The organism is Marinobacterium iners (assembly GCF_017310015.1).
GTDB classification, from domain to species: Bacteria; Pseudomonadota; Gammaproteobacteria; order Pseudomonadales; family Balneatricaceae; genus Marinobacterium; species Marinobacterium iners.
The window spans coordinates 3,209,020-3,230,287 of record NZ_CP022297.1 but is presented as its reverse complement, the minus strand read 5'-3'; the positions used below and the strand labels follow the sequence as shown (position 1 = coordinate 3,230,287).

The 21,268-nt window shown below is 58.0% G+C and carries 24 protein-coding genes; 12 read left to right on the top strand and 12 right to left on the bottom strand.

The genetic code is table 11. From position 1 onward, the window contains the following. Positions 1-101: 101 nt before the first annotated feature. Together lolB and CFI10_RS15530 are read right to left on the bottom strand one after the other, a co-directional pair. Positions 102-677 carry a lipoprotein insertase outer membrane protein LolB gene (gene lolB / locus CFI10_RS15535; protein WP_206836128.1) on the bottom strand — a complete coding sequence of 192 codons (576 nt, stop codon included), beginning with the start codon at positions 675-677 and terminating at the stop codon, positions 102-104. Continuing rightward, the gene (locus CFI10_RS15530) at positions 674-2,389 is read right to left on the bottom strand and encodes a tetratricopeptide repeat protein (protein ID WP_206836125.1); all 1,716 of its coding nucleotides are present in this window, start codon (positions 2,387-2,389) and stop codon (positions 674-676) included. Before CFI10_RS15530 ends, lolB begins: the two co-directional genes overlap by 4 nt. A gap of 199 nt (positions 2,390-2,588) precedes the next feature. On the opposite strand from CFI10_RS15530, the gene hemA reads away from it, so the two are divergent. From hemA to CFI10_RS15505, 5 genes are read left to right on the top strand one after another with little or no spacing between them, the layout of a single operon-like run. Next, positions 2,589-3,863 carry a glutamyl-tRNA reductase gene (gene hemA, locus CFI10_RS15525; RefSeq protein WP_091827258.1) on the top strand — a complete coding sequence of 425 codons (1,275 nt, stop codon included), beginning with the start codon at positions 2,589-2,591 and terminating at the stop codon, positions 3,861-3,863. Positions 3,864-3,888: 25 nt separating this feature from the next. Next, positions 3,889-4,974, top strand: coding sequence for a peptide chain release factor 1 (gene prfA / locus CFI10_RS15520; RefSeq protein ID WP_206836122.1), 1,086 nt, complete (start codon positions 3,889-3,891; stop codon positions 4,972-4,974). Next, positions 4,967-5,839, top strand: a complete 873-nt coding sequence (gene prmC / locus CFI10_RS15515) for a peptide chain release factor N(5)-glutamine methyltransferase (RefSeq protein ID WP_277987730.1) — start codon at positions 4,967-4,969, stop codon at positions 5,837-5,839. Before prfA ends, prmC begins: the two co-directional genes overlap by 8 nt. Next, positions 5,829-6,593, top strand: a complete 765-nt coding sequence (gene moeB / locus CFI10_RS15510; RefSeq protein WP_206836119.1) for a molybdopterin-synthase adenylyltransferase MoeB — start codon at positions 5,829-5,831, stop codon at positions 6,591-6,593. Before prmC ends, moeB begins: the two co-directional genes overlap by 11 nt. Further along, a complete protein-coding gene (locus tag CFI10_RS15505) occupies positions 6,583-7,005 on the top strand; it encodes a CoA-binding protein (protein WP_091827262.1) in 423 nt (140 codons plus the stop codon). Before moeB ends, CFI10_RS15505 begins: the two co-directional genes overlap by 11 nt. A gap of 4 nt (positions 7,006-7,009) precedes the next feature. Here CFI10_RS15505 and CFI10_RS15500 read toward each other — a convergent pair whose 3' ends face one another. From CFI10_RS15500 to CFI10_RS15485, 4 genes are read right to left on the bottom strand one after another with little or no spacing between them, the layout of a single operon-like run. After that, the gene (locus CFI10_RS15500; protein WP_206836116.1) at positions 7,010-7,633 is read right to left on the bottom strand and encodes an ankyrin repeat domain-containing protein; all 624 of its coding nucleotides are present in this window, start codon (positions 7,631-7,633) and stop codon (positions 7,010-7,012) included. Between the two features lie 27 nt (positions 7,634-7,660). Beyond that, positions 7,661-8,623: an AEC family transporter gene (locus CFI10_RS15495; protein WP_242530018.1), complete on the bottom strand. Its 963-nt coding sequence runs from the start codon at positions 8,621-8,623 to the stop codon at positions 7,661-7,663. Positions 8,624-8,670: 47 nt separating this feature from the next. Further along, complete coding sequence (locus tag CFI10_RS15490) at positions 8,671-9,177, bottom strand: SixA phosphatase family protein (RefSeq protein WP_206836110.1); 507 nt, start codon at positions 9,175-9,177, stop codon at positions 8,671-8,673. A gap of 11 nt (positions 9,178-9,188) precedes the next feature. Continuing rightward, entirely contained in the window at positions 9,189-10,076 is an 888-nt protein-coding gene (locus CFI10_RS15485) for a DMT family transporter (protein WP_206836107.1), read from the bottom strand. Positions 10,077-10,454: 378 nt separating this feature from the next. Here CFI10_RS15485 and CFI10_RS15480 point away from each other — a divergent pair, with 378 nt between their 5' ends. Together CFI10_RS15480 and CFI10_RS15475 are read left to right on the top strand one after the other, a co-directional pair. Continuing rightward, positions 10,455-11,384, top strand: a complete 930-nt coding sequence (locus CFI10_RS15480; protein WP_206836104.1) for a diacylglycerol/lipid kinase family protein — start codon at positions 10,455-10,457, stop codon at positions 11,382-11,384. Next, on the top strand, positions 11,375-12,190 hold the full coding sequence (locus tag CFI10_RS15475) for a metallophosphoesterase family protein (protein ID WP_206836098.1): 816 nt from the start codon (positions 11,375-11,377) through the stop codon (positions 12,188-12,190). Before CFI10_RS15480 ends, CFI10_RS15475 begins: the two co-directional genes overlap by 10 nt. Here the strand turns inward: CFI10_RS15475 and CFI10_RS15470 are convergent. Genes CFI10_RS15470 through CFI10_RS15445 form a run of 6 tightly spaced genes read right to left on the bottom strand, consistent with a single transcriptional unit; the run spans position 12,154 to position 18,421 of the window. Then, positions 12,154-13,569, bottom strand: coding sequence for an MFS transporter (locus CFI10_RS15470; RefSeq protein WP_206836093.1), 1,416 nt, complete (start codon positions 13,567-13,569; stop codon positions 12,154-12,156). The two genes, CFI10_RS15475 and CFI10_RS15470, sit on opposite strands and share 37 nt — an antisense overlap. Before the next feature lie 12 nt (positions 13,570-13,581). Continuing rightward, positions 13,582-14,283 carry an ABC transporter ATP-binding protein gene (locus tag CFI10_RS15465; protein ID WP_206836089.1) on the bottom strand — a complete coding sequence of 234 codons (702 nt, stop codon included), beginning with the start codon at positions 14,281-14,283 and terminating at the stop codon, positions 13,582-13,584. Continuing rightward, entirely contained in the window at positions 14,283-15,047 is a 765-nt protein-coding gene (gene livG, locus CFI10_RS15460; protein WP_206836087.1) for a high-affinity branched-chain amino acid ABC transporter ATP-binding protein LivG, read from the bottom strand. Before livG ends, CFI10_RS15465 begins: the two co-directional genes overlap by 1 nt. After that, positions 15,044-16,300 (bottom strand): high-affinity branched-chain amino acid ABC transporter permease LivM, encoded by a 1,257-nt coding sequence (locus tag CFI10_RS15455; RefSeq protein ID WP_091827272.1) that lies wholly within the window; start codon positions 16,298-16,300, stop codon positions 15,044-15,046. The genes livG and CFI10_RS15455 overlap by 4 nt, the downstream gene beginning before the upstream one ends. Positions 16,301-16,312: 12 nt before the next feature. Further along, entirely contained in the window at positions 16,313-17,239 is a 927-nt protein-coding gene (livH, locus tag CFI10_RS15450; RefSeq protein WP_091827273.1) for a high-affinity branched-chain amino acid ABC transporter permease LivH, read from the bottom strand. A gap of 57 nt (positions 17,240-17,296) precedes the next feature. Then, on the bottom strand, positions 17,297-18,421 hold the full coding sequence (locus CFI10_RS15445) for a high-affinity branched-chain amino acid ABC transporter substrate-binding protein (protein WP_091827274.1): 1,125 nt from the start codon (positions 18,419-18,421) through the stop codon (positions 17,297-17,299). A 219-nt stretch (positions 18,422-18,640) separates the two neighbouring features. Here CFI10_RS15445 and CFI10_RS15440 point away from each other — a divergent pair, with 219 nt between their 5' ends. From CFI10_RS15440 to CFI10_RS15420, 5 genes are all read left to right on the top strand, one after another. Then, positions 18,641-19,210 carry a hypothetical protein gene (locus tag CFI10_RS15440; protein WP_206836084.1) on the top strand — a complete coding sequence of 190 codons (570 nt, stop codon included), beginning with the start codon at positions 18,641-18,643 and terminating at the stop codon, positions 19,208-19,210. Between the two features lie 23 nt (positions 19,211-19,233). Next, positions 19,234-19,584, top strand: a complete 351-nt coding sequence (locus tag CFI10_RS15435; protein ID WP_206836082.1) for a putative quinol monooxygenase — start codon at positions 19,234-19,236, stop codon at positions 19,582-19,584. Between the two features lie 143 nt (positions 19,585-19,727). Then, on the top strand, positions 19,728-20,147 hold the full coding sequence (locus CFI10_RS15430; RefSeq protein WP_206836080.1) for a hypothetical protein: 420 nt from the start codon (positions 19,728-19,730) through the stop codon (positions 20,145-20,147). A gap of 46 nt (positions 20,148-20,193) precedes the next feature. Further along, a complete protein-coding gene (locus CFI10_RS15425; protein WP_206836078.1) occupies positions 20,194-20,574 on the top strand; it encodes a hypothetical protein in 381 nt (126 codons plus the stop codon). 52 nt (positions 20,575-20,626) lie between these two features. Further along, complete coding sequence (locus CFI10_RS15420; protein WP_206836075.1) at positions 20,627-21,217, top strand: CBS domain-containing protein; 591 nt, start codon at positions 20,627-20,629, stop codon at positions 21,215-21,217. Positions 21,218-21,268 lie beyond the last annotated feature (51 nt).

Genomic DNA, 21,268 nt, shown 5'->3' with positions numbered 1-21,268 from the left:
TCTCCTGTGGTGTGGACCACGCTCCAAGAAGGCGCATATTCTCAACAAAGAGCCTGTCGAAATCAACCCCTGTGGCAAATTTGTTGCCAAATTCGATCGGCTCAAGGCTGCAGGTCGGTCGTCCAATGGTTAACAACCAGTGTAATGCGCATATCCGGGCGGGTCAGACGTATCTTCTCCGGCAGCACCAGTGTGCCGGCGCGAGTGTAACGGTCATATTCAACCTTCCAGCCAGCCTGGCTGAAACCCTGCTCGTCCTTCAACGCCTGCCAGTGCAGGCTGGGGTCGGGTACGCCTCGTACCCAGTAGCGTGTATGGGACAGGGGCAGGTGCCAGCCCAGCAGTTGCTGCATCAGGGCTTCGGGCGTTGTTGCCCGGTAGATTTCGTCAGACCCTGACTGCTGCAGACTGACACTGTTGTCTCGGCCCTCGATGCGCAGCCCCCCCTGACCAAGCGGGCCGGTCAGGGCTATCTGATAGGCAGCCGGCTGCTGCTTCCAGCTCAGATTGGCACTGTTGACTTCGCCGTCATGGCGAATGCCGATGCGCCCCTCCAGTGACCAGCTTTCAAGCTGCAGTACCGGACGTGAATCTGTGGGCATTGCCGGCTCACGGGTTTGCAACTGACTGCAGCCACCCAGGAGCAATACCAGCAGCAGTGGTAAAAGGGGCCTCATGGCGTGACTCCGATCATATCGGCGGCTTCCAGCAGGTGTGAGTCATTTGGCTGTTGTTCCAGTGCCTGCAGCAGCAGTTCGGTTGCTCGCTGTTGTTGGTCCAGCGCCCATAGTACCTGCACCAGATGAGCCGTTACTTCTGGTTCGGGGTAGCGCGAATGGGCCTGCTGCAAAAAGTGGAGCGCTTCCTCATTGCGCCCCAGCCTGTGCAGAACCCAGCCCATGGAGTCCAGTATGGCGGCATCTTCCGGTTGCTGTGCAAGTGCGCGGCTGATCAGGGCGTGCGCCTCTTCCAGTTCGTCTGTGTAGAGGGTCAGCGTGTAGCCGAGGGCATTCTGCAGCATCGGGTTGTCCGGAGACAGGACCAGTGCACGGCGAAGGTCGCTGATCATTTGTTGTGACTGTTCGGAGTCGGTCAGCATGGAACGGGTGTACAGCAGGTTAACGCTGTCGGGAGACTGCTCCAGCGACTGGTTCAGAATGGCCAGTGCCTCGGGGCGCAGGCCGACCCGGTCGAGCCACTCGACTTGCAGGATGATCAGATCTTCTCGCTGATCCGGATGACTTTCTCGACCTGTTGCGATCAGTGCGGTGACTCTGGCCTGATCATCGGCGCTTTCAAACAGGCTCAGGGCGCGGGCGTAGGCCTGAATCAGGTTGGGGCCCTGGTCGACTTGAAGGAAATGTTCCAAAGCCAGTTCTCGCTGCTCCTGCTGCTGAGCAATGACCCCAAGATAGAAATGTGGTGCCGAATTGTCAGGCTGTTGGTCCAGTAGCTGTTGCAGCAGTCGACGGCTTTGTTCGGGCCGGTTGTTCTCAAGCAGCAAAAGAGCGAAATAATAGCGTAGCTGTTGATTGTCCTCCTGCTGTTGCAGCAGTTGCTGGATCGCTTCCCAGGCCATTTCAGTTTGGCCAGACAGCAGCAGCAACTGGGCGCGTGAGGCGGCCAGACGTGTATGTTCTGGTTCCTGGCGCAGGGCGCGCTGGACCAGTTTGAGCCCTTGGGCCGGCTGCCCTTGTTGGCGATAGATCTCGGCACGTTGCAGTACCAGTTCAGCCTGGTCGGGCTCCACGCGCAGAACGGCGTCCAGTAGCTCGGCAGCTGCTGTGGTTCTATCCAGCTGGCGCAGAAGCAGTACCCGAGTCAGCAGATAGTCGAGCTGCTCTGGCTGCTGTCGGTTGAGTCTAGTCAGCAAGTCATAGTAGTGCTCGGCAACTTCGGCCGGCATTTCTTCGCTCTGAGCTGCGATCAGGGTCAGTGCCTCGTCACCACCCTGCTCCAATACCTGTTCGAGCAGGGGAAGGGCTAACTCAAATTGGCGCTCATGCAGCAGGATGTTGGCCCGGATGTGCAGTGGCTCAATGTTGCCAGGCTCGATTTCACTCCACAGCCGGCTCGTCTCCATGACGGCATCCGGGCGGCGCAGAAACTGGGCAATACGCGTGGCGCGCTCGGCTACCGCAGGGTCTCGGGTCAGCCGCGTCTGGTTCAGGTAGTGCTCAAGAGCAAGGTCAAAGCGGCCCTGCTTGCCGGCCAGCTCGGCACTTAATAGCTGGTACAGGCTGTCGGCGTTGAGCTCGCCCTTGATATAGGTGGTGGTTGGCGCCAGCTCAAGAGTATCCGCATTGGCGGAAGAGGGCGTCCTGTCCATTTGGCTGCAGCCGGTGATCAGCAGGCTGGTGATCAGGCTGATCAGCAGAGGTTTGTTCATAAACTGATGCACGTTTCCGATCCTGGTGGGTTGGAAATCTCACTATAGAGCAATTGAGTCGGGGCTGTCATGCCATCTGCAGCTGTCCGACGGCGGGTTGTCCTGCTCTGTACGCAGAACTGCCACGGGTGGGTTAATCCGGACGCGGCAAAGGTGTATGATTACGCGCTTGTCTGTAATGGGGTGATACGAACCTTCTATGGCTCTGCTGGCGTTAGGTATCAATCACAAAACGGCACCGGTCGAAGTACGCGAGCGGGTGGCGTTCGCACCGGAAAAACTGGCTCAGGCGTTGCATGAGGCGCGGCTGCATGCCCGGCTTTCCGAAGTGGCGATTCTGTCCACCTGTAACCGGACCGAACTCTACTGCTCTACTACCGAGCTGGAGGGTAGCCGTGCTCTGCTGGAATGGCTGGGGCGTTATCACGACCTTGACGTAGAGGAGCTGCAACGCTGTTCTTACGCCTATTGGGACGATGCAGCGGTACGCCATATGATGCGCGTGGCCTGCGGGCTGGACTCGCTGGTGCTGGGCGAACCGCAGATACTGGGACAGCTCAAGTCTGCGTTCTCGGTGTCTCAGGCGGAGGGGCTGGTCAGCGTTGAATTGGGGCGGCTGTTCCGCAGCACATTTTCGGTGGCCAAAAATGTGCGTACTCAGACCGCCATCGGCCAAAACCCGGTTTCGGTGGCCTACGCGGCCGTTAGCCTGGCGCAACACATTTTTGCCGATCTGGGCAAAAGCCGGGCCTTGCTGATCGGGGCCGGCGAGACCATCGAATTGGTTGCACGCCATCTCAAGCGTGCCGGCGTGCAGCAAATCACGGTGGCAAACCGCACACTTGCACGCGCGCTGGCCGTTGCCGAGGAGTTCAACGGGCGTGCCATCGAGCTGGGACAGATCCCCGACGAGCTGCCCCAGACCGATATTCTGATCGCCTCCACTGCCAGCCAGTTGCCGATTTTGGGCAAGGGTGCAGTGGAAGCGGCGCTGAAAAAGCGCAAGCACCGGCCGATCTTTATGGTGGATATTGCGGTGCCGCGTGACATCGAGCCTCAGGTGGGTGAGCTGGACGATGTCTACCTCTATACCGTTGATGACCTCAAGGAAGTGATTGAGGAAAACCAGCGTGAGCGTCAGAGTGCGGCCCGTGATGCCGAAGGTATCATTGAAGCCGGCACGCTGGAGTACATGCGTCGGCTGCGTGAGCTGGATGCGGTTGATACCCTCACCCTGCTGCGACAGAGTGCCCATGAAACGGCAGCACAGGAGCTGGAGAAAGCCATGCGCATGTTGGCCAATGGCAAACCGGCTGAAGACGTGCTGCAGCGTTTCGCCCACGGACTGACTAATAAACTGCTGCATCAACCGACCGTTCAGCTGCGCCAGGCGTCCGCCGAAGGGCGTGAAGAGCTGCTGCAACTGGTACAGGAACTGTATCAGCTTACCCCCCCCGACCACAGCGGTTCATGAGACAGCAACAGGAGTCTGCGTCACGATGAAAGCCTCCATACAACACCGGCTTGAGTCCCTTTGCGAGCGTTTTGAGGAGCTGGCTGCGCTGCTCAGCGATGCTGAAGTGATCGCCGATCAGGCCCGTTTCCGAGACTACTCCCGCGAATATTCCGAACTGGAGCCGGTGGCCCAGAGTTTTTCACGCTGGCAGCAGGCGGTAGAGGACCAGTCCTCCGCCGAACAGATGCTGCAGGAAGACGATGCCGAGATGCGTGAGATGGCGCGCGAAGAGATCGAGTCGGCCCGCGAGCGTATCGAACAGCTGGAAGCCGAGCTGCAGATTCTGCTGCTGCCGAAGGATCCCGATGATCACCGCAACGTCTTCCTGGAAGTTCGCGCCGGTACCGGCGGTGATGAAGCCGCAATTTTTTCCGGCGATCTGTTTCGCATGTACTCCCGTTACGCCGAGCGTCAGGGATGGCGGGTCGAGGTAATCAGTGCCAACGAGGGTGAGCACGGCGGTTACAAGGAGATCATCAGCCGAGTGGTCGGTCAGGATGTCTATGCTCAGCTGAAGTTTGAGTCTGGTGCCCACCGCGTGCAGCGTGTCCCCGAGACCGAATCGCAGGGGCGCATCCACACCTCGGCCTGTACCGTTGCGATCATGCCGGAGCTGGACGAATCCGCCGAGATCGAGATAAACAAGGCCGATTTGCGTGTGGATACCTTCCGTGCCTCGGGTGCTGGCGGCCAGCATATCAACAAAACCGACTCCGCAATCCGCATTACCCATCTGCCCACCGGGCTTGTGGTGGAGTGTCAGGAGGAGCGCTCACAGCACAAGAACCGCGCCAAGGCGATGGGGCTGCTGGCATCACGCCTGAAGCAGGCGGAACTGGACAAGCAACAGGCGGCACAGGCCAGCACCCGAAAAAGTCTGGTCGGTTCGGGGGATCGCTCCGAACGTATCCGTACCTACAATTTTCCGCAGGGACGTCTCACCGACCACCGTATCAATCTGACGATCTACCGCCTGAATGAAGTGATGGCTGGAGACCTGGATCAGGTAATCCAGCCGCTGCGCAACGAGTATCAGGCCGAGCAGTTGGGTGCCTTGTCCGGTGAATAAATGCCTGACAGTTGCGGCTGCGCTGGCACGTGCGGCCGATCTTGAAGCGGTCAGCGACAGTGCGCGCCTGGATGTCGAATTACTGCTGTGCGACGTGCTGCAACAACCGCGCAGCTGGCTGTTTACCTGGCCGGAAGAATGCCTCACTTCTGATCAGCAGCAGGCCTTTCTGGCATTGCTTGAGCGGCGCAGGGCCGGTGAGCCGGTGGCGCATCTGCTGGGCTACCGTGACTTCTGGACCCTGCGTCTGCGGGTCAGTCCTGCGACCCTTATTCCACGCCCGGATACCGAAGTACTTGTAGAACAGGCGCTGCTGCGGCTGGATACCGGCCCTGCCCGGGTTGCAGACCTGGGTACGGGAACCGGTGCACTGGCACTGGCGCTGGCCAGTGAGCGACCCGAATGGCAGCTGGTGGCCACCGACCTGCAGCCGGATGCCGTTAAGCTGGCCCAGATCAATGCGGCCGAATATGAACTGGCTAATGTTGAGGTTCGCCAGGGCAGCTGGTGCGAACCGCTGGACGGCAGGTTTGACATGATCGTCAGTAATCCACCCTATATCGATCCGGATGATCCGCATCTGCAACAGGGTGACGTACGCTTTGAACCTTTGAGCGCCCTGACTGCCGAACGCAAGGGAATGGCCGATATCGAACAGATCGCGACAGCTGTCCGCCAGTACCTGAGCCCGCAAGGGTGGCTGCTGCTGGAACATGGCTACGATCAGGCGCAGGCCGTACGCCGGCTGCTGCAGCAGCTGGGGTATGCGCAGGTGTTCAGTGCCCGCGACTACGGTGGCAATGATCGTGTCAGTGGTGGCTGCTGGCCCGGTGATACAGTCCTGCGAGGTGACAATGCTCAGTGATGATCAGCTGCTGCGTTACAGTCGCAGTATCATGCTGCCGGAGGTGGATATTGCCGGTCAGGATGCCTGGCAGGCCGCGCGCATTCTGATCGTGGGTCTCGGAGGGCTGGGTGGCCCGGCGGCTGCCTATCTGGCCGCGGCGGGTGTGGGTGAACTGGTGCTGGTGGATGATGATCGAGTAGATTTGACCAACCTGCAGCGTCAGATTATTCATGCCGAAGCGGCCTGCGGTGAAGCCAAGGTCAGCTCGGCCGAGGCCAGCCTGAAAGCGATCAATCCGTCTGTCCGGATTACGGCAGTGGATCAGCGGTTGCAGGGTGAAGCGCTGGAGCGTCAGGTGCGTGAAGTGGATCTGGTACTGGATTGCAGCGATAACTTTGCCACCCGTTTTGCGCTCAACAGTGCCTGCTTTGCCGCCGGCGTGCCGCTGGTGTCCGGTGCTGCAATCCGCTTTGATGGCCAGATCAGTGCCTATGATCCGCGTGATGCCGAGTCGCCTTGCTATCGCTGCCTGTATGAAGAGGGTGATGAAGCGTCACTTACCTGCAGCGAGTCCGGCGTGTTCCCTCCGCTGGTGGGCGTGATCGGCAGCATGCAGGCGATGGAAGCGCTCAAACTGCTGGCCGGTATTGGTGAGCCTCTGACCGGCAGGTTGCTGCTGTTGGATGGAAAACGTATGCAATGGCGCAGCCTCAGGCTGCGTCCTGACCCTGAATGTCCAGTCTGTAAAAGGAAAACGCGTGATGCAGGATAACAAGATTAAAACACTGCTCGAACGCAGCCATCGTATTGCGCTGGTGGGTGCCAGTGCCAAATCCCACCGTGCCAGTTACCAGGTGATGTCCTATCTGCTGGCCAGTGGCTATGAGGTGATTCCGGTCAACCCGGCGCTGGCTGGACAGGAACTGATGGGGCAGAAGGTTGTGTCGAAGCTCTCTGAGATTGAGGGCAAGGTGGATTTGGTCGATATTTTCCGCAACTCGGTGGATGCCGGTTACGTTGTGGACGAGGCGATCGAAATTGGTGCCCCAGCGGTCTGGATGCAGCTGGGTGTGATCAACGAAGATGCGGCTGAACGTGCCGAAACAGCGGGGCTTGAGGTGATCATGGACCGCTGCCCTGCAATTGAGATTCCCCGTTTGGGGGTGGTAGCCCCCGCCGCCTGAGGCCTTAGCGGCCCAGCATCATGTTCCGAATCTTGATGTCATCCAGAGTCCGGCGCAGCTGAGAGAGCAGCGCCGGGTCTTCCATGCTTTCCAGCCATTGAGGCTCGCACTTGGCACCGGACTGCAGCAGAAACTGCAGCAATGGCAGGTTGCCTGTGGGTAACAGCCGAAGCAACAATGTGGTGCCGGTATCGTCAGGCTGGTTGATGTCAGCACCGTGTTCCAGCAGCCGGCTCAGGTGCAGCATCAGCTCAGCATCTCGACAATGCTCGATACAGTGATGCAGCAGGGGACGACCGGTATGGATAAGGTTGCTGTCGGCTCCGGCTCTGAGCAGTGCCGACAGCAGGTGAAGACTCGTTTCAGTCTGCCGCAGTGCCAATACGGTCAATGGTGTGCCGCAGGATGCCTTTGGCAGTGGTGCGGGAGTACGCTGAAGCAGCAGCTGCAGAATGCGCGGCTGGCGTGACCGTATGGCCAGTTCCAGCAGCGGTCGGCCATCGTTATCAACCTGCTGCAGCGCGTCTGCCGAGAGCTTGCCCAGCAGTCTGACAGTGCGCTCTTCATCGCCCTTCACTATGGCGGCGGCGAGCTTGTCATAGTGAGATGTAAACAGTGATTTCAGCATATCCACTTTTACCCCTTTGTGTCCGCCTCAGATCACGCCCAGCAGGCGCAGCAGATAGATTCCTCCGCTGAGTGTCAGCACCGACCCCAGTGTGGTTGTCAGTACGATATTGGCGGCCAGCTGAGCATTGCCGCCCATCGCGCGGGCCATGACAAAACTGGCGGCAGCGGTGGGGCAGCCAAACAGCACCATCATGATTGCCAGCTCTTGCCCCTCAAAGCCGTACAGCCAGGCTCCCAGTGTCAGCACCAGCGGCAGAATAACCAGTTTCAGTGCGGTTGCCCAGAATGCCTGCGATGAGGTGTCGTGCAGACTTTTCAGGTTGAGTGAAGCGCCAATGGTGAGCAGGGCCAGAGGCAGGGTCAGGTTGGCAAAGTAGTTGCCGGTTCGGGCCACAACCTCGGGCAGCTGCAATCCAAACCAGGATACCGGAAGGGCCAGCAGCACAGCCAGAATCAACGGGTTTTTCAGAATCTCCAGCAGGGTATCGCTCAGGCGCATCGCTTCGCTGCGTTGCATGGGAATGCTCAGGCAAATGATGGAGAGCACATTGAACAGTGGGATTACCAGCGCCAGCAGCAGCGAAGCCTGAGCCAGTCCATCCTGACCAAACAGGTTGAAGCTGACGGCAAGGCCGATGATGCCGTAGTTGCTGCGAAAGGAGCCCTGAATGAATACGCCCAGATCTTCGGGCGCCTTGATCCAACGTGCAGCCAGCCACCAGATCAGGCCAAAAGAGAGCAGAATGGTGACCAGTACATAGCCCAGCTGTTGTGGATTGAATACGGCATGGAAGTCCATGCGTGCAATGGACATAAATACCAGTGCGGGCAGGGTAATCACGAATACCAGTTTGGAGCCGGTAGCAACGAAAGCATCATCAATCAGTTGCAGGCGACGCAGGAGGTAGCCCAGAAACAGGATGAAGAAGATCGGTGCAACAATATTGGCGGTATAACCCAGTGTTTCGAGGTAGAGGTTCAAAACCACTCTCCATCTGAATGTATCAAGGGGGCTGATTTTAGCGGATCAGGGCATTATTTTCTGGCGGAACGGTGCAGCTCTGGATAGTCGAGCCAGAGCTTACGGGCACACCCGCACTGCAGTGCGGACCAGTGGCTGATCATCAACTGCAGCTGAATGATGGCCCCGGTCGGCAGGCGCTCGGGTGCCTCGGGGCAGAGTTGTTGTACCAGCTCCAGCAGCCCCGGATTGTGCCCCACCAGTATGGTGTGGTTGACGGGGTCCGGCAGCCTTTGCAGCACGTCCAGCAGGGTGAATGCATCGGCTTCATATAGGGTCGGACTGCACAGGATTTCGTCATCGTGCAGGTTGAAGGCGTCCTTCAATGGCTCTGCCGTCAGGCGCGTCCGCAAGGCTGGACTGTAGTGCAGCTGGTCGGGTCTGGGGCCCTGCCGCTGCATGCGCTGCACCAGCCCCGGCAGGTCGCGCTGTCCCCGGTGGTTCAGTGGGCGCTCGAAATCGGCCAGGGCAGGGTCGGCCCAGCTGGATTTTGCATGACGAATCAGCGTCAGGATTTTCATCAAGAGTCTCCTCAGGCAGGCCGGCGCAATGGTAATCGGTGGCCCCAAAAGAACAGAGCCAGCCCGGCAACCACGAGCAGACAACCTTGCCACAGGCTTGCGGTCAGGGGCTCGTCATTCAGCAGGTGTCCAAGCAGCAGGGCGAAGATTGGGGTGATCAGCGTGACCAGCGCCACCGTGCTGGGCGGCAAATGGCGCAAGACATGGAAGTAGCTGACAAAGCCGACCAGTGAGCCGAAAACTGCCAGATACAGGATAGCCCAGAACGAACGACTGTCCGGATCTATCACCAGCGGTTCACCGCCGAGCAGCCACCAGGTCAGGCCAAAACCGGGCAGCGACCAGAGCAGGGCGCCTACGGTATGTGCCAGGGGGTGAGTCTGGGTGCCGGTGCGCTTGACCAGCACTGCGCTCAGACTGAACAGCAAGACGGCCAGAAACAGCAGCAGAAGGCCCGGCAGGCTGTCCCCTCCCAGTGCCAACTCATTGGTAAAGATTACACCCAGCCCGGCAAAGGCGAGTGTACAGGCGATCCAGCGATATGCCCGCAAAGCAGGCTCCTTAAGTATCCACTGTCCGAGAATGGCTGACAGAATCGGTGCCAGGCCGAACATGATCGAAATCAGCCCGGAAGGCACGTAGCGCGACGCGATATAGGTGCAGCACATGGCTCCGAATACGCCAAGAGAGGCGCAGGCATAAGTAGTCTGTGCCTCGCGGTGCAGCGGCAGTGGAATTCGCAACAGCCGTAGCAAACCCAGTCCGAGCAAAGAGGCGATCAACATTCTGACCCAGCCGGCCATGACCGGGTCAACGCTTTCACTGCTCCAGGCAATGGTCAGTGGTGTCGTGGACCAGATCAGGACCACGGCTAGATAGGCAATGGGGACCGATGACATAACCGCTCCGTGTCATTAGACCGCGGTTTCAGCGACAGAGGCCGCAGAAACAGCTGCGGCCTTGGTTCAATGGGATCAGGAAAGATCAGGGCTCGTCAGCACAGCACGGTATCGCACCTTTGGCGAGATACCAAAGGCTTCGACGCGTCGCATGATGGTGGGTGCGCAACAGACAGGCTGCATGAGAGGGTCCTCGCTGATAGCCATTTATCATCCACCATTGTATGTAAGTGGTCAAGCCGGCAGGGCTCAACCGTCGCGGCTAAACCTTCGCGGAGACTGGTCGTAACGACAGGCATTCAGTTAAGCTGGTGCCAACAGCGCCTGACATCCAGAGCTTCAGGGTGCAGGGCGGTCCTTGAGTACCAGGAGTTGTTGATGAGTGGAGATGCCAGGCGTCAGTTTCGGATCTGTATCAATACCCGGGCGGGTGACCAGGCTGACGCTGATCTGGAGCAGCTGATTCGGCGCCGGATTCCCGAAAACTGCCTTCAGTCCCTGCAACGGCTGAGGCCCAAGACAGCGCTGCTGCCGCAACTGCAACAGCAGGTCCGGGGTTGTATTGAAACGGGGGCCATATTGGTTGTTGCCGGTGGCGATGGAACACTCAATGCAGCAGTCTCTGCATTGGCAGGCAGTGATGTGACGCTCGGTGTGATTCCCTGCGGGACATTCAATTTCTTTGCGCGTGACCGAAACATCCCGGTCGATACCGAGGCCGCACTCGATGTTCTGCTGCATGGGCGGGAGCAGCATTGCCCGCTGTCCTTTATCAATGACATCCCTTTCTGCGTCAGTGCCAGCATCGGCGTCTACCCTCGAATCATTGCGGCGCGAGAGCAGGTTAGTGCGGTGACCGGCCGCAATCGTCTGGTCTCATTGCTCAGTGGAATCTGGGTGTTCCTGACGCGCGCACGGGGGCGAAGGCTCAGCCTTGAGCATGACGGAAAGCAACATGTCGAAACCGCGCCCATGTTACTGGCCAGTGTCAGCCCGACTCAGCTTGAGAGCTTTGATCTGCCTGAGGTAGAGGCTCTGAAATATGGCAAGATGCTCGTGTTTGTAATGCGCTCGGACAGTCCGCTGGCGCTGTGCCGATACCTGTGGGCAAGTCTTAGAGGTGAGCTTAAGCGACTGGAAGAACTCGACTGTTTTCTGACCGAATGCCTGCGGGTCTCGACCCGAAGGCGCAGACTGACCGTCGCGGTGGATGGTGAGCTGCACCGCTGTCGTTCTCCGCTGGTATTGGAAACCCGACATGATGCCTACCGGTGTCTGGTACCCACAGGAGGCAGGCGATGCGGCTGATTCAACTGTCGGATCTGCATTTTGGTACTGAGCGGCCTGAGGTGATCGAGGCACTGATCGCCACTATATGCAACCTGCAGCCTGATCTTGTGCTGCTCAGTGGCGATATCACGCAGCGAGCGCGGCGGGGGCAGTTTCGACGTTGCGAGTCTTTTCTGGCGCAGTTGCCCGCTGTGCCTGTATTGGCGGTCCCGGGCAACCATGATATTCCACTGTTTAATCTCTGGCAGCGATTCTGGACCCCTTATGCCCACTTTCGATCAAGCTTTGGCTCCAATCTGGCGCCTGAGTATACAGATGCAGATCTGCTGGTCATTGGGGTCAACACGACGCGACCTGACCGACACGTGGACGGCTGCTTCCAGCTGGAAACGATTGAGCGTGTGGCACAACGTCTCAGGTGCAGCTCGGCATCACTTAAAATCGTGATGGGGCACCATCCCGTTGACCGAGTGCTGGCAAGTGATGAACGCAATGTCGCCGAGGGCGCGGAAGCAGCGGTACGGCAGTGGAGTGACGCCGGGATGGTGTTGTATCTGGGCGGCCATATCCACTATCCCTTTTGTGCTCCCCTTGAACGGCGTTACCCCGGGGTTCACTCAGAGTGTTGGACCGCTCAGGCCGGGACTGCGATTTCGCGGCGGGTCCGTGACGGCAAGCCAAACTCGTTCAACCTGATTGAGTGGCAACCTATGCGCCGGCAGCTGCAACTGGAGCGCTGGGATTACCGTTCATCCATCAGTAACGGGTTCGGCTGCGCCGAAGCCTTTCAGTTGCCGTTGCGGGGTGAGTCCTCATCGGTCTGAGGGTGAGGCCTCTCTGCTTCTGTGGAATCTGTGCTTTCACTTTCCGCCACAGGTGGCTCAGGCTTGGCCATGAGTTCGCCTTCGTCACCGCTTTCGACTTCAGGCGATGTCGGTTCCTCCCGGAACAGCTCTTCGATCGGTGTGTCCACGAACTCTTCATTACGCGGGTCGATCTCGGGAATGACATGTACATCCGGGATGGCTGGAATGAAGTGTTCCTGTGCATCTACCGGCATGGGCGGTACACGATACTGCCGATAAAGGGTAAACACTGCCATGCTGACCAGGGCAACGGCGAGCGTATGGAACAGGGCCTCGGGGCCAAACCGTTCCATCAGCGCTGAGCTGACCAGCGGTCCCAGTACACTGCCAAGGCCATAACTGAGCAACAGGCCTGAGCTGGCGGCAATAATCTGGGAGCTGTCCATCATATCATTGGTGATCGCCACGGCGATTGAGTACACCGTAGAGGCCAGCCCCATCAGCACGCAGAGTGCGATCAGGCGCCAAGTGAAGGGGTCATTGACGGTGAGCGCGTTGGCGGCGCTGGCGAGGCCTGCCAGCACGCAGATCACCAGCAGCACATAGCTGCGCTGCACCCGGTCACAGATCCAGCCAATGGGCCAGGCACAGAGCATGGCCGCGAGAATGGAGGCAAACATGTAGATTGATATCTGGTTGTTTTCAAGGCCTGTCAGGCTGGCGAACAGCGGTACCAGTGAGTAGAAGGAACCGAGGAAAATGCCTCCAGTAAAAGCGGCAACAACACCCAGTGGTGCCAGCCGAAGCAGTTGTAACAGTGACATTTTCTGTGTGGTTTCGCTGATCTCGGGCGAATGCATGCGAGACAGAGACAGCGGGATGATGCCGGCAATGATAAACAGTGCCGACAGGGTAAACAGGGCGTAGTTGATCGGGTTGCCGTTACCAATCAGCAGCTGGCCGCCAGCGGCAGCCGAGTAGGCCGCAATCTGGTACATGGAGAAGATTTTGGAGCGGTTGGCGTTGGTGGCCACCGCACTGAACCAGCTTTCGATGGTGATAAACAGCGCCGCGATGGTGAGCCCGCCAATACCGCGCAGAATGCCCCAATACCAGACATTGTAAGTCAGCGGATAGATCAGCGCCGCCATGGCAGCCAGGGCTGCAAATACGGCAAAGGCACGAATATGGCCCACGCGGCGTACGACTCTGTCCGCATACAGTGAACCCACCACAAACCCGGCCGAATAGCACACCATCACCATACCGATGGTGGAAGCATCAATACCGAGCAGACTGAAGCGCAACCCGAGCAGGGTGATCAGGAAGGAGTTGCCGACAATCAGCAATGTGAGGCTGGCGAAGAGTGCCAGCAGCGAGATCATCAGTAAGCGCATCAGTCCTGTCCGTTAACCGCCGAGGTAAGCCTTGCGAACGCTGTCATCATTGAGCAGGGCATTACCGGTACCGCTCATCACAATGCGGCCATTTTCCAGTACATAGCCCCGGTCTGCAATCTTCAAAGCCTGATGAGCGTTCTGCTCCACCAGAAAAATGGTGACGCCCTCATCCCGCAGTTTTTCGATGATGCCGAAAATTTGCTGAATAATCAGCGGCGCCAGACCCAGTGAAGGTTCATCAAGCAGCAGCAGACGGGGCTTGCTCATTAATGCACGGCCAATGGCCAGCATCTGCTGTTCACCCCCGGACATGGTGCCGCCGCGCTGGTTGAAACGCTCCTTGAGGCGTGGGAACAGCTCGAGCACATGGTCCAGCTGGGCCTGAGCCTCGGTGCGCGAGCGAAAGAAACTGCCCATAAACAGGTTCTCTTCCACGGTCATGCCCGGAAAAATGCGACGTCCTTCCGGTACCACGGCCAGCCCCTTGCGCATGATGTCGGAAGTCTTGAGCTGCTCTATGGGTTTACCGTCAAAAGTGATCTGGCCGCTCTGGGCACGGGGGTCACCACAGATGGTCATCATCAGGGTTGTTTTGCCGGCACCGTTGGCGCCGATCAGAGTCAGGATTTCACCACGGTTCACTTCCAGCGTGACATCGTGCAGTGCCTGGATCTTGCCGTAGTAGGTACAGACCTTGTCCAGTTTCAGCATCAGCTCTCTCCCAGATAGGCCTTAATTACATCCGGATTTTCACGCACTTCAAGTGGAGTGCCGTCGGCCAGAGGTGCGCCCTGATTGATCACCGTAATATGGTCGGAGATCCCCATGACAAGTCCCATGTCATGCTCGATCAATAGAACCGAAATGTCGTGCTCGTCTCGCAGACGCAGGATCAGCTGGTCCAGTTCAGAGGTCTCCTTCGGGTTGAGACCTGCGGCCGGCTCGTCCAGCATCAACAGGCTTGGACGTGTCACCATGCAGCGGGCGATCTCCAGTCGACGCTGTTGCCCGTAGGAGAGATAGCCCGCTTCGCGGTTGGCGAATGCCAGCAGCCCCACCTGTTCCAGCCAGAACACGGCCTGCGCCATCGCTTCGGTGTGCCGCTTGCGGTAACGCGGCGTGTTGAGCAGACCTGCAAAATAGTTGGTGTTGAGGTGACGATGCTGGGCGACCAGCAGATTTTCAATCACGGTCATGCTGTTGAACAGACGCACATGCTGAAAGGTGCGAACCAGGCCAAGCCGCGAGATGCGATGGCCTGTAAGCCGTTCAATCGGCTGATCGCGAAACAGGATCTGGCCGCCGCTGGGGCGGTAGAAACCACTGATGCAGTTGAACACAGTGGTTTTGCCGGCCCCGTTGGGGCCGATGATTGAGTGTACCTGACGAGGCTTGACGGTAAGGCTGACGTTATCTACCGCCAGCAGGCCGCCAAAACGCATCATCAGGCCCGAGACTTCCAGCAGATTGGTCATGAGGTTTTAAGCTCCAGCTGGGGGCGTTTCATCGGCAACAGGCCCTGCGGGCGCCACAGCATCATCAGGACCATCACGCCACCAAACATCAACATGCGGTATTCCTGAAATTCACGCGCCAGCTCCGGCAAAATGGTCATGGCAATGGCGGCCAGAATGACGCCCAGCTGTGAGCCCATTCCACCCAGCACCACAATGGCCAGAATGATGGCTGATTCGATGAACGTGAATGACTCGGGGCTGATAAAGCCCTGCCGAGCGGCAAAGAAGCAGCCCGCAAAGCCGGCAAAGGAGGCGCCCATGGTGAAGGCCGACAGCTTGATCACGGTCGGATTCAAGCCCAGCGAACGACAGGCTATTTCGTCTTCGCGCAGCGCTTCCCAGGCGCGCCCGATCGGCATGCGCTGCACCCGATTGATCACATAGATGGTGAACAACACCAGCAGCAGTGCAACCAGGTACAGAAAAACCACTCGGTGGCTGCTGTCATAATCGATGCCGAAAAATTCATGGAACGTCTGGCTGCCTTCGGCGGCTCGGCGACTGAACTCCAGCCCGAACAGGGTAGGTTTTTCGATGCCGCTGATGCCATTGGGGCCACCGGTGACATCGGTCCAGTTGTTCAGCAAAATACGGATGATTTCACCGAATCCCAGCGTCACAATGGCAAGATAATCCCCGCGCAGACGCAGTACCGGAAAGCCTAGAATACACCCGAACGTGGCGGCCATCAGCCCGGCAATGGGCAAACAGGCCCAGAAGGAAAGGCCGTAATATTCCGACAGCAATGCGTAGGTATAGGCGCCCACGGCATAGAAGGCCACATACCCCAGATCCAGCAGCCCGGCGAAGCCCACCACAATATTGAGGCCAAGCCCCAGCATGACATAGATCAGCGCCAGGGTGGCCAGGTCCACCGAACCGCGAGACACCATGAAAGGCCAGATGAACAGGCCTAGAACTACCAGTGCAATCAGCCAGGGGGTGAGCCTACTGCGTAGTTGCTCTCGTGGCAGCAGCGCACTGATGTGCGGGGTCGGCAGGCGCTGTTTCAAGGCACTCAGGGGTTGATGAAACAGCTGCACCAGAAAGACGGCCACAACCGCAAACGCGATCCAGCCCCAGGTGGCGGCATCGGCATTGACTACGGTAAGCTCAGGGCCGTCCTGCTCCAGCTTGACACCGATCACCAGACAGGTCAGCAGGAAGGTGACCAGCGCGGAAAACAGTGCCGGGAAAAGTGCTCTCTGCATATTGGCTCCCTCCTATACCTTCTCCACTTCCGGCTTGCCGAGCAGGCCGGTGGGGCGGAACAGAAGAATGAGTACCAGCAGGCTGAAGGCCACCACATCCTTGTACTCGGACGGGAAAAAGGCAGCCGTGAGGGCCTCGGTGACGCCCAGAATAAGGCCGCCGAGCATGGCACCCGGAATGGAACCGATACCCCCCAGTACCGCAGCGGTAAAGGCCTTGAGGCCTGCCATGAAGCCGATATAGGGGTTGATGGTGCCGTAATAGAGTCCCAGCAGTACGCCAGCTACAGCCGCCAGTGCCGCCCCGATGACAAAGGTAAGCGCGATGATGCGGTTGGTATCGATCCCGAGCAAATTGGTCATCTTCAAATCCTGAGCGCAGGCGCGGCAGGCACGTCCCAGGCGTGAGCGCGAAATGAACAGTGCCAGTGCCGTCATCGAGACCAGCGTCACACTCCAGATGATCATCTGCATCCATGAAATGCTCACCTCAAACAGGGCCGGATCACCGAAGCTGATACCGCCCGAAATCAGCGAGGGCATCGCCAGGTCGCGTGAACCCTGGGCCAGTCGGATATAGTTTTGCAGGAAAATCGACATGCCAATCGCCGTGATCAGAGGTATCAGACGCGGACCGCCACGCAGGGGCCGATAGGCCACCCGCTCGATTGCATAACCATAGGTGGATGAAATAATCACCGCCGTGATCAGTGCCAGCAAAAGGATGATCGGTAATGAACCCACCCCCATGGTGACCAATCCGATGATGGTGATGAAAGCGGTATAGGTGCCGATCATGTAGACCTCGCCGTGGGCGAAGTTGATCATGCCGATAATGCCGTACACCATGGTGTAACCGATGGCGATCAGAGCGTAGGTTGAGCCGATGGTCAGTCCGTTGATCAGCTGCTGCAGGACATAGAGGGCGGTTTCACTCATCTGCATTCTCCAGGCTGCGAGCCCCGTCAGGTAGACGGGGCTCAGACGGGACGGAGTTTATTCGCTGAGAGCGGTCTTGCTGCCATCGGCGTGGAGGCGGTACACCATGAAGGTGGATTCGGTCAGGTCCCCCCTTGCGTCGAAACCAATCTCGCCGATGGTGGTATCAAAGCGGTTGGCTCGAAGATATTCTGCCAGCGCATAGGGGTCGGTTTCGCCAGTGGCCTTGATGGCGTCGGTCATAACCTGTATTGCGGCATAAGCCGGGAACACGAACGGACCTGAAGGGTCTTCATTTCGTGCCTTGAAGGCTTCGGTCAACGCGGCATTTTCCGGGTTCTGGTCAAAGCTTTTCGGGGCGGTGGCCAGTACGCCTTCCATCGCCTCGCCTGCAATGGCAGCCAAGTCCGAATTCACTACCCCCTCAGGACCCATGAACGGTACATCAAAGCCCTTTTCACGGGACTGTCGCAGAATCAGCCCCAACTCCGGGTGGTAACCGCCGTAGTAAACGAAATCAATATTGTTGCGCTTGAGCTTGGCGATCAGCGCCGAGAAGTCCTTGTCGCCAGGGGTAACACCTTCAAACATCTCGGCTTCGATGCCATCGGCAGCCAGCAGATCCTTAACGGTTGTGGCAAGGCCTTCACCGTACTGCTGTTTGTCGTGAATAACGGCCAGCCGCTCCGGTTTGACGTGATCACGGATATGCGCCGCCGCCAGGCTGCCCTGAAGACTGTCCAGGCCGATGGTGCGGAAAATCAGCTCATATCCCTTTTCGGTAATGGTGGGAGAAGTGGATGCGGCGGTGATCATCAATACGCCCTCTTCCTCGTAAATATCCGAGGCCGGTTCGGTTGAACTGGAGCAGAGGTGGCCGATTACGTGCCGAATATCATCATTGACGATGCGGTTGGCGACGGCCACAGCCTGTTTGGGGTCGCAGGCATCATCGTAAATAATGCCTTCAAGCGTCTGACCGTTGATGCCACCGGCCTCATTGATCTGGCGGATCGCCATCATCGCGCCGATCTTTTGCATGTCACCATACTGGGCAACGGGGCCGGTAACAGGGCCTGCAATACCGATTTTCAGAGATTCAGCCTGTACGCTGGAGACTGCGGCCAGCAGTGAACCTGCCGCCAGCAGGGTTTTTCCGAAAGATCCGAACGTCTGCTTCATGTTATTCCCCTATGGGCTTCTAGTCAGGGCGGCCGTCCCGGCTGAGGTGCCGCCTGTTATATTTGTTGGTGACTATCGGTTTGATTATTACACAGTTTTTTTATATCTGCGTAACCTCGATAGGTGGCACCTGCAGGATCTGCTACACTCGCGCCATCATACGGGGCCGCGATTGAAACCAGCAAAACCCTTGCCACTTTTAACACCCGAGAGGTGCCTATGCGCGCGTATTTCTCATCTTGTTTTCTGTTCATGTTCCTGCTTGCACTCCCGTTGGGAGTGCAAGCGGACAGTTTGGGTGAAGCGGCGATAGAGGCTTATATCGATAGCCTGGGGCCGGTGCGGCAGCTGGGTGAAAAGCTGCAGGCCGAAGGCAAGCAAAGCTTCCTCGAACGTGAAATCACGCCGCGCAACGGTGAGCTGTTTGACCCCCACACCCGGGGGGTAAAAGTGTTGCAGCGAGAATCAACTGATGACTACAGCGAGCTGGGTCGGATTGTGCGCCAATATGGCTTTACCAGTGCGGAGAGTTGGGCGCTGACCGGTGACCGTGTTGTGCTCGCTTACGGTGCGATCAAGGCCGAGGCGGAAAGCCCTGAAATCCTGCAGCTGGCACAGCAGATGCAGGGAATGGATCCGCAAATGCTGCAGCTAGTGCCACCGGAGATGCGTCAGCAGATGGAGCAGGCGGTGAGTATTGCGCGCACACTGGCGCAGGTACCGGCGGCAGACAAGCAGAGTGTTAGGCCCTACACAGCTCAACTGGACCGTATTTTTTCCCAACCCTGAACACCAAAGTAAGGAGAGGCGGCATGTCCTCACTGGTTTATTGCACTGCCCAGTTCAAGCCTCGGCCCGGCAAGGAAGCCGAGCTGTTTCGCGCATTACAGATGCTGGAACCCAACGCCCACCGTGAAGATGCCTGTGTGCAGTACACGGTGACGCGTCAAATCAGCAGCCCCTTTGCCGAAGGCACCAGTTTTCCGATTGTGTTCCACGAAATCTGGAGCGATATGGAAAGCTTTGAGGCGCACTGCCAGCGCAAGGAAATCGTCGAATTCTTCGAACGTTATTGCAAGGCTGAAGATGGTCTGGCCGAAGACTGGAATGTTTGTATATATACTGACGAGCCGGAAAACTTCGACGCGCCCCAATTCGGATAGGTCTTTGCACCATTCAGGTGCAATTTTCCGGCCGGCGGACCTGTTCTAGCCCTGAAAACGCGGCGAGTGGGACTGGTCCGTTTCTTGCTTGAGTCCTTCTGTATCCGAGTAAAGTTAGCGGTCATGGATAAACGGAGGCGACCATGGGCACACTTGCGGCTGATTTCGGTGGACTGACAGCGCAACTCTTTGAACTTGTTCAACTGCGGGCAACAGGCACCCTGTTTGTGGTCAGTGCAGATAACCATGCGGCTCAGGTTGTGCTGTCCAAGGGGCAACTGCTGGGTGTTGCATATAATGGGCTGCACAATGAAAACGCAGTGGCTCAGCTGGCCAGTCTGGCACCACTGCGTTTTTCCTTTACACCCGAGCTGATCTATCCACTGCTGGAAACCCTGTTGCCTGACCAGGCGGAGCAGTTGCTGGAACGCCTGGGGTATCGCGACACGCCGGCTGTTGCACATCCGCTCGTTGAAGAGGACGAGCCGACCGACTCTGTGGCAGCGCCGGATGGGTCCAGAACCCCACTGATGGTGTACCGCGGGCGTGTTATTCAGGGGTAACCCTATTGACACTCAAGCTGACAGGCCTATCCTGAATTTGACACCTTTGTCTGTTGAGGTTGATCCGTTGCGATCAAAATTTGCCTGTTGGTTTCATGTTGCCGAGATGCCTTCGGCAAGAACGATCGGAAAGCCGACTGTTCTGTTTCTTTTGGCAGTATTGCTGTTTTACGGTTTTGAGGGCGGTGCAGTCCCCAAACCGGGAGACGAAAGCCTTGCCGTCATCAGTACCGACTTGCTGCTGGATAACACCCAGACTGACACCGATTTGTTTCTGCCGCAGCCATTACACACCTCCTGTGACAGCCTGCCTGCTCCTTGCCTCGACGAAATAGCTGATCAAAGGGAATCAACCTTTGAGGCTTCTTACCGGTCACGCGCACCGCCGTTCGCCTGCTTTTGTGGCAGCCATAACACTATCGGCTAGAGGCCGATCTGGATTACCGAACGGAGCGCTGGTACAGCGCGAGGAAAAGAACATGAAGAACTACCATGAGCTGAAAACCATCGGTCTTGAGGACTACACCCGCCTTGCTGAAGGTGCAGATCACGCCATCACCAACCTGGATTCACCGGCACAACTGGTGATGACCGATTTTCGTCAAACACCACCACTGACCATGAATCTGACCGAAAGCATCAGTGATGCCACCCAGGCGATGCGCAAGGTGCATGTGCGTTCGGTCATCGTCACCGACAGCAGCAAGGCTTTCCGCGGCATCCTGACCGTGATCGATCTGGAAAGTCGCAAGGTGCTCAGCCAAGCTACCAGCCTGGGCCTCAAGCGTGAGGACCTGAGTATCAAGGACGTGATGGTCAGTCGTGACAAGCTGCGCGGAGTGCCATTTTCAGCCCTGCAACAGGGTACCATCGGCGATCTGCTCAAGACGCTGCGTCATGAAGGTAGCATGCACATGCTGGTGGTTGACCCGGAGTCACAGGAGATCTGCGGCATTATTTCTGCCAGTGAAATTGCCCGTCGTTTGCAGGTGCCGGTCGAAATCAATCTTCAGGCGTCCAGTTTCCGCGATCTTGTGGATGTGCTTTTCGGTCGTGGAGAGTCCGTTTGATCCCTTTGTTAACGGACCCTAAGTTCACGGGGCGTTGAATGAGCGTGGCTG

Coding starts and splice junctions, on each gene's coding strand:
- lolB (WP_206836128.1), bottom strand. CDS start 677: ATGAGGCCCCTTTTACCACTGCTGCTGGTATTGCTCCTGGGTGGCTGC.
- CFI10_RS15530 (WP_206836125.1), bottom strand. CDS start 2,389: ATGAACAAACCTCTGCTGATCAGCCTGATCACCAGCCTGCTGATCACC.
- hemA (WP_091827258.1), top strand. CDS start 2,589: ATGGCTCTGCTGGCGTTAGGTATCAATCACAAAACGGCACCGGTCGAA.
- prfA (WP_206836122.1), top strand. CDS start 3,889: ATGAAAGCCTCCATACAACACCGGCTTGAGTCCCTTTGCGAGCGTTTT.
- moeB (WP_206836119.1), top strand. CDS start 5,829: ATGCTCAGTGATGATCAGCTGCTGCGTTACAGTCGCAGTATCATGCTG.
- CFI10_RS15505 (WP_091827262.1), top strand. CDS start 6,583: ATGCAGGATAACAAGATTAAAACACTGCTCGAACGCAGCCATCGTATT.
- CFI10_RS15500 (WP_206836116.1), bottom strand. CDS start 7,633: ATGCTGAAATCACTGTTTACATCTCACTATGACAAGCTCGCCGCCGCC.
- CFI10_RS15490 (WP_206836110.1), bottom strand. CDS start 9,177: ATGAAAATCCTGACGCTGATTCGTCATGCAAAATCCAGCTGGGCCGAC.
- CFI10_RS15485 (WP_206836107.1), bottom strand. CDS start 10,076: ATGTCATCGGTCCCCATTGCCTATCTAGCCGTGGTCCTGATCTGGTCC.
- CFI10_RS15480 (WP_206836104.1), top strand. CDS start 10,455: ATGAGTGGAGATGCCAGGCGTCAGTTTCGGATCTGTATCAATACCCGG.
- CFI10_RS15475 (WP_206836098.1), top strand. CDS start 11,375: ATGCGGCTGATTCAACTGTCGGATCTGCATTTTGGTACTGAGCGGCCT.
- CFI10_RS15470 (WP_206836093.1), bottom strand. CDS start 13,569: ATGCGCTTACTGATGATCTCGCTGCTGGCACTCTTCGCCAGCCTCACA.
- CFI10_RS15465 (WP_206836089.1), bottom strand. CDS start 14,283: ATGCTGAAACTGGACAAGGTCTGTACCTACTACGGCAAGATCCAGGCA.
- livG (WP_206836087.1), bottom strand. CDS start 15,047: ATGACCAATCTGCTGGAAGTCTCGGGCCTGATGATGCGTTTTGGCGGC.
- CFI10_RS15455 (WP_091827272.1), bottom strand. CDS start 16,300: ATGCAGAGAGCACTTTTCCCGGCACTGTTTTCCGCGCTGGTCACCTTC.
- livH (WP_091827273.1), bottom strand. CDS start 17,239: ATGAGTGAAACCGCCCTCTATGTCCTGCAGCAGCTGATCAACGGACTG.
- CFI10_RS15445 (WP_091827274.1), bottom strand. CDS start 18,421: ATGAAGCAGACGTTCGGATCTTTCGGAAAAACCCTGCTGGCGGCAGGT.
- CFI10_RS15440 (WP_206836084.1), top strand. CDS start 18,641: ATGCGCGCGTATTTCTCATCTTGTTTTCTGTTCATGTTCCTGCTTGCA.
- CFI10_RS15435 (WP_206836082.1), top strand. CDS start 19,234: ATGTCCTCACTGGTTTATTGCACTGCCCAGTTCAAGCCTCGGCCCGGC.
- CFI10_RS15430 (WP_206836080.1), top strand. CDS start 19,728: ATGGGCACACTTGCGGCTGATTTCGGTGGACTGACAGCGCAACTCTTT.
- CFI10_RS15420 (WP_206836075.1), top strand. CDS start 20,627: ATGAAGAACTACCATGAGCTGAAAACCATCGGTCTTGAGGACTACACC.